This is a genomic window from Streptomyces sp. NPDC058335, assembly GCF_042723915.1.
Taxonomy (GTDB): domain Bacteria; phylum Actinomycetota; class Actinomycetes; order Streptomycetales; family Streptomycetaceae; genus Streptomyces.
Map to the genome: position 1 here is coordinate 297889 of NZ_JBHXHX010000002.1, position 12784 is coordinate 310672.

Below are 12784 nucleotides of genomic sequence, written 5' to 3' on the forward strand. Positions count from 1 at the left end.
GCACCCCCATGCTCGATCACGTCATCAGAGGCGCGACCGTCGTCGACGGGACGGGGGCGCCGGGACGCATCGCCGACGTCGGTGTCCGGGACGGGCGTATCGCCGCCATCGGGGCCGTCACCGAGGAGTCCCGTACGTCCGAGGACGCCTCCGGGCTCGTCCTCGCGCCCGGCTTCGTCGATCCGCACACGCACTACGACGCCCAGCTGTTCTGGGACCCCTACGCCACCCCGTCCCTGAACCACGGGGTGACGACCGTCGCCGCCGGGAACTGCGGCTTCACCCTCGCCCCCCTGAACCCCTCCCGTCCCGACGACGCCGACTACACCCGCCGGATGATGTCCAAGGTGGAGGGGATGTCGCTGGTGGCGTTGGAGGAGGGGGCGCCCTGGAGCTGGCATTCGTTCGGGGAGTATCTGGATGCCCTGGAGGGGCGGATCGCGGTCAACGCCGGGTTCATGGTCGGGCATTGCGCGCTGCGACGGTATGTGATGGGCCCGGACGCGGTCGGCGGACAGCCGAGCGAGGAGCAGCTCGCACGGATCGTCGGGCTGCTGCACGAGGCGATGGACGCCGGCGCCTGGGGCTTCTCCACCACACAGTCCTCCACCCACTCCGACGGCGACGGGCAGCCGGTCGCCTCCCGCCACGCGCGCCCGGCGGAGCTGCTGGCGCTGGCGAAGGCGGTGGGCGAGCACGAGGGCACGCAGATCGAGGCGATCGTCGCGGGCTGCCTGGACCAGTTCAGCGACGCCGAGATCGACCTGTTCGCGGAGATGAGCGCGGCGGCCGGACGCCCCCTGAACTGGAACGTCCTCACCATCGACGCGGCCGTCCCCGAGCGGGTGCCCAGGCAGCTCGCGGCGAGCGAACGGGCGCGGAAGGCGGGCGGCAGGGTGGTCGCCCTGACCATGCCGATCCTCACGCCGATGAACATGTCCCTGGGCACCTTCTGCGCCCTGAACCTCATCCCCGGCTGGGGCCCGGTCCTCGGCCTGCCGGTCCCGGAGCGCATCGCCCGCCTGCGCGACCCGGAGGTCAGGGCGGAGCTGCTCAGGCGCGCGGACTCCAAGGAGGCGGGCGTGTTCCGGCGGCTGGCGAACTTCGGCCGCTACGTCATCGGCGACACCTACAGCGAGGCGAACCGCGGCCTGTCCGGCCGGGTCGTGAAGGACATCGCGGCCGAGCGCGGCCAGGACCCCTTCACCTGCCTGGTGGAGATCTGCGCGGCCGACGAGCTGCGTACGATCCTGTGGCCCATGCCGCCGGACAACGACCCCGCGTCCTGGGCGCTGCGGGCCGAGACCTGGCAGCACGAGGACGTGCTGCTCGGCGGCTCCGACGCCGGCGCGCACCTGGACCGCATGTGCGGGGCGCCGTACACCACCCGGTTCCTCGGGGACTGTCTGCGCGGGCGGAAACTGGTCGGGCTCGAGCAGGCGGTGAAGATGCTGACGGACGATCCGGCGCGGCTGTTCGGGCTGCGCGGGCGGGGCCGGATCGAGGAGGGCTTCCACGCCGACCTCGTCCTGTTCGACCCGGAGCGCATCGAGGCGGGCCCCGCGACCCTCGTGCACGACCTGCCCGGCGACAGCCCGCGGCTGGACTCCAAGGCGCTCGGCGTGCGGGCGGTGTGGGTCAACGGGGTGGCGGCGATCCGGGACGACGTGGTGACCGGTGCCGTACCGGGGAAGGTGCTGCGCTCGGGGCGGGACACCCGGACGGTGGGCACCCGGTGAACCAGCGGCTGTTCGTCGGCGGCCGGTGGGCCGAGCCGGACGGCGGTCACTACGAGGTGACCGATCCGGCGACCGAGGAGACCGTCGGGTGGGCGCCGGAGGCCTCGCGGGACCAGGTGCTGGCGGCCTGCGCCGCGGCCCGCGAGGCCTTCGGCCCGTGGTCGCGTACGGCAGCCGGGGAGCGGGCGGCGGTGCTGGCGCGGGCGGCGGACGTCATCCGCGGCCACCTCGTGCCGTACGCCGAACTCGCGCAGGCCGAGACCGGCGCGACGACGGCGACCGCGCGGGCCATGCAGGTCGGCGTCGGCGCCGCCCGTTTCCGGCGGTACGCGCGCGTGGAGCCCGCCGAGTGGGCGATCGAACCGCAGATCAACGAGGCGGGCCCGATGGGGAGGGCGGGAGTGATGGGCGCGCTGGCCGTCCGCCAGCCCGTCGGGGTCGTCGCCTGCATCACGTCGTACAACAACCCGTGGGCGAACCCGGCGGGCAAGATCGCCCCGGCGCTCGCGACGGGCAACACGGTCGTGGTCAAGCCCGCCCCGCAGGACCCGCTGTCCGTCTACCGGATGGCGGAGGCGCTGGAGGCGGCGGGCGTGCCGCGCGGGGTGGTGAACGTGGTCTCCGGCCGCTCGGTCGACGTGGGGGAGACGGTGGTGGCCTCCCCGGACGTCGACATGGTGAGCTTCACCGGCTCCACGGCGGTCGGGCAGCGCATCGCCGAGGCGTGCGGCCGGTCGATGAAACGGCAGCTGATGGAACTCGGCGGCAAGGGCGCGGCCCTGGTCCTCGACGACGCCGACATCGGCTCGGCCGTGGCCGGCATCGGGACGACCTTCTCCTTCTACAGCGGCCAGATCTGCACCGCCCCGACCCGCGTACTGGCCCAACGGGGTGTCTACGACCGCCTGGTGGACGGCCTCACGGCGTACGCCCGCCGCCTGAAGGTGGGCGATCCGCGCGACCCGGACACGGTGGTCGGCCCGCTGATCTCGGCGGCCCACCGGGACCGGGTGGAGTCGTACGTGGAACTGGGGCGCAAGGAGGGCGCGGTGCTGGTGACGGGCGGCGAACGCCCTGCCTTCTCCGACCGGGGCTTCTATGTCGCCCCCACCCTCCTGGCCGACTGCACGAACGACATGCGGGTGGCCCGCGAGGAGATCTTCGGCCCGGTCGTCGTCGTCATCCCCTTCGACGACGAGGAGGAAGGCGTCACCCTGGCCAACGACAGCGACTACGGCCTCATCGACTACGTCTGGTCCGGCGACATCGCGAGAGCCTTCCGCCTCGCCCGCCGCCTACGGGCCGGAGGCGTCGGCATCAACACCGTCGGCCGCAACATGGAGGCCCCGTTCGGCGGCTTCAAGAGGAGCGGGGTCGGCCGCGACGTCGGCTCGTACGCGCTGCACGCGTACAGCGAGGTGCAGTCGATCGTGTGGCCGGGGTGAGGGTGGGGTGAGGCCGGTTGTCCGTTGCCCGCTCCCCGGCTGCGGCTTCGGGCTACAGGTCCAGTACGGCCCGCAGCCCCATCTCGACGGCCTCCATGACCGGCTCCTCCACCGGCCCCAGGTCTTCGGTGAACCGGGTGGCGGACAGGGTGCGGAACTCGCCCAGCACGACGGTGCCCGCCGAGGGCGAAACCACGGGGATGTCCACCAGCGTGGCCTCGCGAACCTGCTGCGGATGGATCAGCACGCAGGTGGCCGACTTGTGCTCGTTGAGGGCGTCGGACGAGATCACCAGAACATGCGCGTGTCCCCCGGCGAAGCGCAGTTCGTAGACGTGACCTCGCTTCACCGGCCGGCCACCCGTCCCCACCGCTCCAACGTGGCCTCTTCGCTCTCGGACGGCTCCGCGGCCGTCGTCGCGATGCCGGCCTCGGCACGCACCCGCGCGGACTTCGCCATCTCCTCGGCGAGCATCTCCCGGCGCAGTATGCGAGCCGTGTAGGCGGAGGCGTTGCCCTTGGCCTTCACGAAGGCCGCCACCTCGTCGGGCAGGCTCATCGTCATGTTGATCGTCATGCCGTCATCATGCTGATGTTCATGGTGCCGGTACCGCGACCTGAACGACACGACCGCCCCCTGCTCAGCCGTCCAGATCCACCCGCACCGTCAGCAGGTTCGTCCCCAGGGCCCGCACCGCGACGCTGTTGAACCGCGGCAGGCCGCGCAGGCGCGCCGCCGCGTCGTCGTCGGGCAGCAGATGTGCCGTTCCCGTGTGCCACCGCCCGCCGATCCGCACCCGCACGCGCGGATCGGCCCTGATGTTGCGGACGTACTGGGACAGCTCCCCGAACTCCGACACCAGCCAGAAGACGTTCCCGACACGCCGCCCTCCCACCGGCGTCTGCCGCGGCAGCCCGGACGTGCGGCCGGTCGTCTCGATGACGGTCTGAAAGGGGAGGCGGCGGAGGAGAGGGTTGAGGCGGCGCTGGATGGCGGTGGTGGCGCGGAATCGTCGGTCGTTGAGGCGGGACATCGTCGGTGCGACTCCTTCACACAAAGGGCTCGAACTGTTGCTTCAATGGTCTCGGATGCGCGAGCGACGAAGACGGGTGGCTGCGGATGCGGGTCGTGACCTGGAACCTGTGGTGGCGTTTCGGACCGTGGGAGGCTCGGCAGAAGGCGATCCTGTCGGTCCTGCGGGAGCTGGACCCCGATGTCGTCGGCCTCCAGGAGGTGTGGGCCACCGGTGAGGAGAACCTCGCCGAGTGGCTCGCCGGTGAGTTGGGCCTGCACTGGGCCTGGGCGCCGTCCCACGCCCCCGAGCGGTGGCAGCGGCGGATCGGCGACGCGTCGGTGGAGATCGGCAACGCGGTACTCAGTCGCTGGCCGGTGGTGGCCCAGGACGTCCTGCCGCTCCCGACGCCCACCGACGTCGCCGACGGCCGCCTGGCCCTCCACACCCGCCTGGCCGCGCCCGCCCACGACATCCCCTTCTTCACCACCCACCTCACCTCCCAACTCCACGCCTCCGCGGTGCGCTGCCGCCAGGTCGAGTCCCTCGCCGAGTTCGTCGCCCAGCACCGGGGCGACACCCCGTTCCCGCCCCTCGTCACCGGCGACTTCAACGCCTGGCCCGACTCCGACGAGATCCGCCTCTTCGGCGGCCACAAGACGGCCCCGCCCGTCCCTGGCCAGGTGTTCCTCGACGCCTGGGAGTACGCCGACCCGACGGCCCCGTGGGCCACCTGGGACGCGGCGAACCCGTACGTGGCGAAGGGCGGCATGCCCAACGCCCGCATCGACTACGTCCACATCGGCGTGGGCGGACCGGTCCGTGTGCGGAGCGTGCGGCGGGCGGGGGACGCCCCGGTGGACGGCGTATGGGCGTCGGACCATGCGGCGGTGGTGGCGGACCTCAGCGTTTCTTGACGGTGGTCAGGAGCGCGGCGAAGGCGGCGGGGCGGCGGTGACGACGGGTTGGGCGGGTTCGGCGGATTCGGTGAGGTGGATGGTGGCGGGGGAGGAGGCTGTGTGGACGCAGGATTCGCCCTGGCCGCAGTAGGACGACTTCTGCCAGGTGTAGGTGTGCATCGGCTTCCTTTCACAGGTCGTGGATGAGGTTGTGGATGAAGTCACGGGACTTCGACGGCTCCAGAGCCACCTGTTCCTGCGGTCCAACAGGATGCGGTACATCTCCAACTGGGCCTCCGCGTCCACGAGTACGGGGCCATGGGACTGGTCCAGCGAGACGGTGTCCAGGCGGGCGACAGGTCCCGACGCGTAGTGGACGTTCTGCCCTGATCCCGGGTATGCGCCGATGACGAACGGGATCACCCGGATGGTGACGTGCTCGCGCTCGCTCTGCTCAGCCAGGTGCTGCAACTGGCGCTTGGCGATGACGGGTCCGCCGACGGGTACGCGGAGGGCGACTTCGTGGATGACTGCGCGGAACGTGGTGGGAACGATCTGCTCCAGTACCGAAATCCGCTTGTGCACCCGCCTCACGCAGGTCAACGTCGCCTGATGACCTCGCAGATCCCCCACCTCGACGACGAACTCGTCCAGGCCGCAGCGGACGTGGCCCGCACGCGCTGCCGCGGCGACAACCACACCATGGCGGCCGCGGCCCGTGCCCAGGACGGCCGGATCGTCACCGCGGTGAACGCCTATCACTTCACCGGAGGGCCCTGCGCCGAGCTGGTCCTCATCGGTGCGGCGGCCGCTCAGGGCGTCTACGAACTGGACACCGTCGTCGCCGTGGGCGACCGCGACCGCGGGGTCGTTCCCCCGTGCGGCCGGTGCCGTCAGGTTCTCCTCGACTACTTCCCCGCCCTCAAGGTCATCGTCGGCGAGGGCGACCGCCTCCGCACGGTCCTCATCACCGACCTGCTCCCCGAGAGCTACGTCTGGGCCGACCACCAACTCGACGCCGAGTAGAGACTGAACACTGCCCGACACGGCACTGGCTAGGGCGGCGCTCCGTAGCGGGTGGCGACCATGGCGGCACGGTCGCGGATGGCCGTACGCAGCTCTTGCGGGGCCAGGACCTCCACGTGCGTGGCGTGCTGCCACACGGCCCATTCGGCGTGCCGTCGATCCTGGAAGATCAGGTTCAGTCGCAGCCGGCCGTCCGCGTCGGTCTCTTCGGACCGGACGGTCAGGGCGGTGCCCACCAGGTGATCCCGCCGCGCCGGGTCCACCCGCACCAGCACGGCGATCTGCTCGTCGCCTCCGGTCCGGAACCGCGTGTTGCGTTCCTGCCAGGTCCGGTCCAGGTCGACCGTGCCCGGTCGTTGCGCGGGTTCGTCGAGTGCCTCGGCGGCCAGCACCCGGGACAGCCGGTAGGTGCGGTCCACGCCGCTCCTCGTGGCCAGCAGGTAGCCCTGCTCGCGCACGGTGACCAGGCCGATCGGGTCCACCGTGCGCCACTTCGGGGCCTGGTCCACGGCCGCGTATCGGATGCGCAGTCTGTGTCCGGCGAAGACCGCACGCCGGACCTCGGCCCCTATGGTCGCGGACACCTCGTCCGCGGCCACGGGGCGCGCGAGGAGGTCGGTCTCCGGGTCGATGAGCAATCGCTGCGCCGCGCCGACCGCGGTGTCCCGAAGGCCTTCGGGCAGTGCGTCGACCAGTTTGAGCATGGCCGAGGCGAGCGCCGAGCCGAGGCCGAACTGCTGGGCACCCCGCCGTGATCCGGCGACCAGCAGGGCGAGCGCCTCGTCGTGGTTCAGTCCGGTGAGCGCTGTCTGGAAGCCGGGCAACAACGCGAAACCGCCGTGCCGGCCGCGCTCGGCGTAGACCGGCACACCGGCCGCGGACAGCGCCTCCATGTCACGCAGCACCGTGCGGGTGGACACCTCCAGCTCACGGGCCAGCGTGTCCGCGGTCATCCGGCCGCGCCGGCGCAGGAGGAGCACCAAGGAAACCAACCGGTCGGCGCGCACGGGAACACCCTAGCGAAATACATGACTTGGGATGTCATGTTTAGTTGGCAGGCTCCCTCACACGACGCCAAAGCCCGTCGGCGGCCGAGTCGATGGATGTACGCGGTGTCGGTGAATCGAATGGAGCCAGTGCTGCAATGGAACGCAATGCGGTCAACCCGGTGCCGTGGTCGGTGGAGATGGGCTTCAACCAGGGTGAGGTCGTCTCCGGGCACTCGCGCACCCTGTACATCTCGGGGCAGACGGCCATGAGCAGCGAAGGCAAGCCCGAGCACGACGGTGACATGGCGGCGCAGCTGGCGCTGAGCGTCGCCAACATCGAGGCCGTGCTCGCCGAGGCCGGCATGTCCCTCGCGGATCTCGTCCGGCTCAACGTCTACACGACCGACGTCGACCTGCTCTTCCAGCACTACGGCGTGCTGGCGGGACGGCTCGCCGCCGCCGGGGTCGCGCCGACCACCACGATGCTCGGGGTGACGCGTCTGGCGATCCCCGGCCAGATGGTCGAGCTGGAGGGCACCGCCGTCGCATGAGGTGATCGCGTCTCCTCCGCCGCTCGTGCCGTCGAACCGGCGCGAGCGGCGGGCAGGTCGGCGACCCTCTTCAGGCGGGCGGAACTCCCCTGGAAGCGGCGGGTATCGGCGGACACGGGGATGCCATGTGCGCGGGACGGGAGAAACGTCACCCGCCCAAGCCGACCGGTCGGTATGGACACGTGGTCCGTCTCCCGGTACAGATGAGGACGTCACCCGCGGCGAAAGAGCCGCACAACCCCACAACCCCAGAAGCCGCACAGCGTCACAGCCCCAGCCAGCCAGCCAGCCAGCCGCCCAGCCCGAGCCGCCCGCGTCGAAAGGCCGCCCATGCGCATCGCCGTCACCATCTTCCTCACCGACGAGACGATCACCCCCACCCGCCTCGCCCGCGAGCTGGAGCAGCGCGGCTTCGCCGGGCTCTACCTCCCCGAGCACACGCACATCCCCGTCGAGCGCACCTCCCCGTACCCCGCCGGCGGCGACCTGCCCCGCGAGTACGGCCGTACCCTCGACCCCTTCGTCGCCCTCGGCCAGGCGGCGGCCGTGACGGAGGGGCTCGGCCTCGGAACCGGCATCACCCTCGTCGCCCAGCACGACCCGATCGACCTCGCCAAGCAGATCGCGACCATCGACCACCTCTCCGGCGGCCGTTTCACCCTCGGCCTCGGCTACGGCTGGAACGTGGAGGAAGCCGCCGATCACGGGGTGGAGTGGCGTACCCGCCGCGACCTGGTCCGCGACCGGATGGCGCTGATGCGGGCGCTGTGGAGCGAGAAACCCACCGCGTACGAGGGCGAGTTCGGCAGCGTACGGGCCAGCGACGCCCACCCCAAGCCCGTGCAGAAGCCCCGCGGCCCGGTCACCGGCCCCCGCACCCTCGTCGGCGGCGCCGCCGGCCCGAAGCTGTTCGCGCACATCTGCGAGTACGCCGACGGCTGGCTGCCCATCGGAGGGCGCGGCCTGTCCGAGTCGCTGCCCGTCCTGCGCGCGGCGTGGGCGGACGCGGGCCGCGACCCGGCGGCCCTCCAGATCGTGCCGTACGCCGTCCACCCGTCGCCCGGCAAACTCGCGCACTACGCCGAACTGGGCATCGAGGAGGTCGTGGTGCAGCTGCCGCCGGCGGGGGAGGCGGACGTGCTCAAGGCCCTCGACGAGTACGCCCCCTACCTGCCCGGCGCGGCGGACGAGCGGTGACCCCGACGCCGGAGCACCGGTGACCCGGACGTCCCTCCACAAGTGACACGGTGTGACGTATGCCCCTGAGGGACGAATCGGGCGCTCCCGCCGGTCCTGATCAGCGCGTACGTATGCTCAAAGGATGACGACTTCCGCGATCTCCGGAACCGGCCCCACCGAGAACTCGCTGCGTCGCGCCCTCAAACGTGCCCGGGACGGCGTCGCCCTCGACGTCTCCGAGGCGGCCGTTCTGCTCCAGGCCCGGGGTGAGCACCTCGTCGACCTGGCCGCGTCCGCCGCCCGGGTGCGGGACGCGGGCCTGGAGGCGGCCGGCCGCCCCGGCGTCATCACCTACTCGAAGAGCGTCTTCATCCCGCTCACCCGGCTGTGCCGGGACAAGTGCCACTACTGCACGTTCGTCACCGTGCCCGGCAAGCTGCGGCGCGCCGGGCACGGCATGTTCATGTCGCCGGACGAGGTGCTCGACATCGCCCGCAAGGGCGCGGCCCTCGGCTGCAAGGAAGCGCTCATCACCCTCGGTGACAAGCCCGAGGACCGCTGGCCGGAGGCGCGCGAGTGGCTCGACGCGCACGGCTACGACGACACCATCGCCTACGTCCGCGCCATCTCCATCCGCATCCTGGAGGAGACGGGCCTGCTCCCGCACCTCAATCCGGGCGTCATGACCTGGACGGACTTCCAGCGGCTCAAGCCGGTCGCCCCGTCGATGGGCATGATGCTGGAGACGACCGCGACCCGCCTGTGGTCGGAGCCCGGCGGCCCGCACTTCGGCTCCCCGGACAAGGAACCCGCCGTACGGCTGCGCGTCCTGGAGGACGCGGGCCGCTCGTCCGTCCCGTTCACCTCGGGGATTCTGATCGGCATCGGGGAGACGTACGAGGAGCGCGCGGAGTCGCTGTTCGCGCTCCGCAAGGTCTCCCGTGCCTACCACGGCATCCAGGAACTGATCATCCAGAACTTCCGCGCCAAGCCGGACACGGCGATGCGGGGCATGCCCGACGCCGAACTCGACGAGCTGGTCGCGACGGTGGCGGTCGCCCGCCACATCATGGGCCCCAGCGCCTGCCTCCAGGCCCCGCCCAACCTGGTCGACAGCGAGTACGAGCGGCTGATCGGCGCCGGTGTCGACGACTGGGGCGGGGTGTCCCCCCTCACCATCGACCACGTCAACCCCGAACGCCCCTGGCCGCAGATCGACGAACTGGCGGAGCGGTCGGCGGCGGCAGGCTTCGAGATGCGCGAACGGCTCTGCGTGTACCCGGAGTTCGTCACCCGCGGCGAACCCTGGCTGGACCCGCGCCTGTTGCCGCACGTGCGCGCGCTCGCCGACCCGGAGACGGGCCTGGCCCTGCCGGACGCCGTCGTCGAGGGCCGCCCGTGGCAGGAACCCGAGGAGGCCTTCGAGGCCACCGGCCGTACGGACCTGCACCGGACCATCGACACCGACGGCCGTACGTCCGACCGCCGCGACGACTTCGACGAGGTGTACGGCGACTGGGGCGCTCTGCGGGAGGCCGCCGCCCCCGGCATGGTCCCGGAGCGCATCGACACGGACGTACGGCAGGCGCTGGCGACGGCGGCCGACGATCCGACGAAGCTGACGGACGCCGAGGCGCTGGCGCTGCTGCACGCCGACGGGCCCGCGCTCGACGCCCTCTGCCGCATCGCCGACGACGTCCGCAGGTCGGTGGTCGGCGACGACGTCACCTACATCGTCACGCGGAACATCAACTTCACCAACGTCTGCTACACCGGCTGCCGTTTCTGCGCCTTCGCGCAGCGCCGCACCGATGCCGACGCCTACACGCTCTCCCTCGACCAGGTGGCCGACCGGGCCCAACAGGCCTGGGAGGTCGGCGCGGTGGAGGTCTGCATGCAGGGCGGCATCCATCCGGACCTGCCCGGCACGGCGTACTTCGACATCGCGAAGGCGGTGAGGGAGCGGGTGCCCGGCATGCACGTGCACGCCTTCTCGCCGATGGAGGTCGTCAACGGCGCGACCCGCACCGGGATGTCCATCCGCGAGTGGCTCACCGCCGCGAAGGAGGCCGGGCTCGGCTCGATCCCCGGTACGGCGGCGGAGATCCTCGACGACGAGGTCCGCTGGGTCCTCACCAAGGGCAAGCTGCCGACGGCCACTTGGATCGAGGTCGTCACGACGGCCCACGAACTGGGCATCCGCTCCTCGTCGACGATGATGTACGGCCATGTCGACCAGCCGCGGCACTGGCTCGGCCACCTGCGGACCCTCGCCGGGATCCAGCAACGGACCGGCGGCTTCACCGAGTTCGTGACTCTCCCCTTCATCCACACCAACGCGCCGGTGTACCTGGCGGGCATCGCGCGGCCCGGCCCGACCATGCGGGACAACCGCGCGGTCACGGCGATGGCCCGCCTCCTGCTCCACCCGTACATCCCCAACATCCAGACGAGCTGGGTGAAACTGGGCTCCGAGGGCGCGGCCGAGATGCTCCGCTCGGGAGCCAACGACCTCGGTGGCACCCTGATGGAGGAGACGATCTCCCGCATGGCGGGCTCCTCCTACGGCTCCTACAAGTCGGTCAAGGACCTGATCGAGGTCGCCGAGGCGGCCGGCCGCCCGGCCAGGCCGCGCACCACCCTGTACGGCGAGGTCTCCGAGGAGCGGCAGCGGGCCGCGCAGGCGTCCGACGGCCATCTGCCGGAGCTGCTTCCGGTCCTGGACTGACCGGACCGACGGCGGGGAGAGCGGGGGCCTCGCAGTACGATGATCGGGCTCCCGGTGTCGGGGGCCCGAGACTGAGGAGATGCGTGCCCGTGCCTGCCCGACGGCTTCCTTCGTGGGCCTGGGTCACCGGTCTGACGGCCGGCGCGATCGTCGTGGTCGGCGCCCTGACGGTGCAGGCCGACAAGGGCCCGCACCCGACGGCGACCGGGGCGAAGCCCTCCGCCTCGGCCTCCGCGGACGCCAAGCCCTCGGCCTCTCCCTCCCCGACCCCCACGGCCGCGCCCGTTCCCGACGGCTCGGGCACGGGCCGCCGTATCGTCTACTCCCTCGGTCAGGACCGGGTCTGGCTGGTCGACGCCGACGACGCGGCCCGCCGCACCTTCACGGTCTGGCCGGGCACCGTGGACCCCGCCTCCGGCAGCTACACGGTGTCCCTCCGCAAGGACGCCACCACCGGCTCCGACGGCGTGGAGATCGAGCACATCATCTACTTCTCCGCGAAGTCGGGCGTCAACATCGCCTTCTCCAACGCGGTCGACGGCTCCTCCCCGCCCCCCGCCTCCGGCGCCCTGACCGGCGGCATCCGCATGCCGAAGGCGGACGGCGCGGCCCTGTGGGCGTTCGGCGCGACAGGAACGAACGTCAGGGTCGTCGAGTGATCAGCCCTCACGCCCACCCTCGGCCGGCAGATACTGCGCGAGCAGCACGACCCCGCTGAACACGAACACCCGGGTCGCGGCGTCCAGCCCGTTCCAGTCCTCCGACTGCCACATCGCGAACCACTCCCCACCGATCGCGATGAACCCACCCCCGAACAGCAGCATCACCATCAGCAGCCCGTACGTCGACACCTGCCGGGCCCTGCCCAGATCCCGCCGCGCCCAGAACCACGTCCCGGCGACCAGTACCAGCGCGGCGACGGTCTCCCACGCGATGATCAGCACATACGCGGCATCCTGAAGCCCCTCCCCGGTCACCGCCCGCCACATCAGATCGTCGTCCTTGAACGTCGTGTCCATGGCCAGAACGTGCCGGACGAACTGCTGATTGGTCCCGAAGTCGGTGATGTTCCCGAAGGCCACCAACGCGGTGTAGAGCGCGACGGAGGCGGTGAGAAGAGTGACGGCGAGACGGACGGCGCGCGAGGCGGGGGTGGAGGTCATGGCTGCCATGGAGGAGGTGTGCCCGGAAAAGGGGCATGACATGTCCACGGCCT

Annotated in this window: 14 protein-coding genes; 8 read left to right on the plus strand and 6 right to left on the minus strand. The window is 71.5% G+C overall.

The annotated features are described in order from the left end of the window. Positions 1–8 precede the first annotated feature (8 nt). Entirely contained in the window at positions 9–1739 is a 1731-nt protein-coding gene (locus tag ACFWJX_RS04490) for an amidohydrolase family protein (RefSeq protein WP_383236666.1), read from the plus strand. After that, positions 1736–3184, plus strand: a complete 1449-nt coding sequence (locus tag ACFWJX_RS04495) for an aldehyde dehydrogenase family protein (RefSeq protein WP_383236669.1) — start codon at positions 1736–1738, stop codon at positions 3182–3184. The genes ACFWJX_RS04490 and ACFWJX_RS04495 overlap by 4 nt, the downstream gene beginning before the upstream one ends. A 52-nt stretch (positions 3185–3236) precedes the next feature. On the opposite strand, the gene ACFWJX_RS04500 is transcribed toward ACFWJX_RS04495, so the two are convergent. The 3 genes from ACFWJX_RS04500 to ACFWJX_RS04510 all read right to left on the minus strand — a co-directional run bounded on the left by ACFWJX_RS04500 (position 3237) and on the right by ACFWJX_RS04510 (position 4217). After that, on the minus strand, positions 3237–3533 hold the full coding sequence (locus tag ACFWJX_RS04500; RefSeq protein ID WP_383236672.1) for a type II toxin-antitoxin system PemK/MazF family toxin: 297 nt from the start codon (positions 3531–3533) through the stop codon (positions 3237–3239). Further along, the gene (locus tag ACFWJX_RS04505; protein ID WP_383236675.1) at positions 3530–3760 is read right to left on the minus strand and encodes a hypothetical protein; all 231 of its coding nucleotides are present in this window, start codon (positions 3758–3760) and stop codon (positions 3530–3532) included. Before ACFWJX_RS04505 ends, ACFWJX_RS04500 begins: the two co-directional genes overlap by 4 nt. Before the next feature lie 64 nt (positions 3761–3824). Next, a complete protein-coding gene (locus tag ACFWJX_RS04510; protein WP_383236678.1) occupies positions 3825–4217 on the minus strand; it encodes a nitroreductase/quinone reductase family protein in 393 nt (130 codons plus the stop codon). A gap of 86 nt (positions 4218–4303) precedes the next feature. On the opposite strand from ACFWJX_RS04510, the gene ACFWJX_RS04515 reads away from it, so the two are divergent. Beyond that, entirely contained in the window at positions 4304–5113 is an 810-nt protein-coding gene (locus ACFWJX_RS04515) for an endonuclease/exonuclease/phosphatase family protein (protein WP_383236681.1), read from the plus strand. Between the two features lie 6 nt (positions 5114–5119). Here the strand turns inward: ACFWJX_RS04515 and ACFWJX_RS04520 are convergent, their stop codons facing one another. After that, entirely contained in the window at positions 5120–5680 is a 561-nt protein-coding gene (locus ACFWJX_RS04520; RefSeq protein ID WP_383236684.1) for a Scr1 family TA system antitoxin-like transcriptional regulator, read from the minus strand. Between the two features lie 27 nt (positions 5681–5707). Here ACFWJX_RS04520 and ACFWJX_RS04525 point away from each other — a divergent pair, with 27 nt between their 5' ends. Beyond that, entirely contained in the window at positions 5708–6121 is a 414-nt protein-coding gene (locus ACFWJX_RS04525; protein ID WP_383236687.1) for a cytidine deaminase family protein, read from the plus strand. A gap of 29 nt (positions 6122–6150) precedes the next feature. On the opposite strand, the gene ACFWJX_RS04530 is transcribed toward ACFWJX_RS04525, so the two are convergent. Beyond that, positions 6151–7128, minus strand: coding sequence for a helix-turn-helix transcriptional regulator (locus ACFWJX_RS04530; RefSeq protein WP_383236690.1), 978 nt, complete (start codon positions 7126–7128; stop codon positions 6151–6153). 137 nt (positions 7129–7265) lie between these two features. Between ACFWJX_RS04530 and ACFWJX_RS04535 the strand changes: the two genes are divergently transcribed. The 4 genes from ACFWJX_RS04535 (at position 7266) to ACFWJX_RS04550 (ending at position 12227) form a co-directional block, all read left to right on the plus strand. Beyond that, entirely contained in the window at positions 7266–7661 is a 396-nt protein-coding gene (locus ACFWJX_RS04535) for a RidA family protein (protein ID WP_383236693.1), read from the plus strand. A gap of 330 nt (positions 7662–7991) precedes the next feature. Then, a complete protein-coding gene (locus ACFWJX_RS04540) occupies positions 7992–8858 on the plus strand; it encodes an LLM class F420-dependent oxidoreductase (RefSeq protein WP_383236696.1) in 867 nt (288 codons plus the stop codon). 124 nt (positions 8859–8982) lie between these two features. Next, entirely contained in the window at positions 8983–11568 is a 2586-nt protein-coding gene (locus tag ACFWJX_RS04545; RefSeq protein ID WP_383236698.1) for a bifunctional FO biosynthesis protein CofGH, read from the plus strand. 83 nt (positions 11569–11651) lie between these two features. Beyond that, complete coding sequence (locus ACFWJX_RS04550; RefSeq protein WP_383236701.1) at positions 11652–12227, plus strand: hypothetical protein; 576 nt, start codon at positions 11652–11654, stop codon at positions 12225–12227. Here ACFWJX_RS04550 and ACFWJX_RS04555 read toward each other — a convergent pair whose 3' ends face one another. Next, positions 12228–12731 (minus strand): DUF2165 domain-containing protein, encoded by a 504-nt coding sequence (locus ACFWJX_RS04555; RefSeq protein WP_383237362.1) that lies wholly within the window; start codon positions 12729–12731, stop codon positions 12228–12230. Positions 12732–12784: the final 53 nt, after the last annotated feature.

Excerpts from the sequence above, each read along its gene's own strand:
- ACFWJX_RS04490 (WP_383236666.1), top strand. The coding sequence starts at position 9 with ATGCTCGATCACGTCATCAGAGGCGCGACCGTCGTCGACGGGACGGGG.
- ACFWJX_RS04505 (WP_383236675.1), bottom strand. The coding sequence starts at position 3,760 with ATGACGATCAACATGACGATGAGCCTGCCCGACGAGGTGGCGGCCTTC.
- ACFWJX_RS04510 (WP_383236678.1), bottom strand. The coding sequence starts at position 4,217 with ATGTCCCGCCTCAACGACCGACGATTCCGCGCCACCACCGCCATCCAG.
- ACFWJX_RS04515 (WP_383236681.1), top strand. The coding sequence starts at position 4,304 with ATGCGGGTCGTGACCTGGAACCTGTGGTGGCGTTTCGGACCGTGGGAG.
- ACFWJX_RS04525 (WP_383236687.1), top strand. The coding sequence starts at position 5,708 with ATGACCTCGCAGATCCCCCACCTCGACGACGAACTCGTCCAGGCCGCA.
- ACFWJX_RS04535 (WP_383236693.1), top strand. The coding sequence starts at position 7,266 with ATGGAACGCAATGCGGTCAACCCGGTGCCGTGGTCGGTGGAGATGGGC.
- ACFWJX_RS04540 (WP_383236696.1), top strand. The coding sequence starts at position 7,992 with ATGCGCATCGCCGTCACCATCTTCCTCACCGACGAGACGATCACCCCC.
- ACFWJX_RS04545 (WP_383236698.1), top strand. The coding sequence starts at position 8,983 with ATGACGACTTCCGCGATCTCCGGAACCGGCCCCACCGAGAACTCGCTG.
- ACFWJX_RS04555 (WP_383237362.1), bottom strand. The coding sequence starts at position 12,731 with ATGACCTCCACCCCCGCCTCGCGCGCCGTCCGTCTCGCCGTCACTCTT.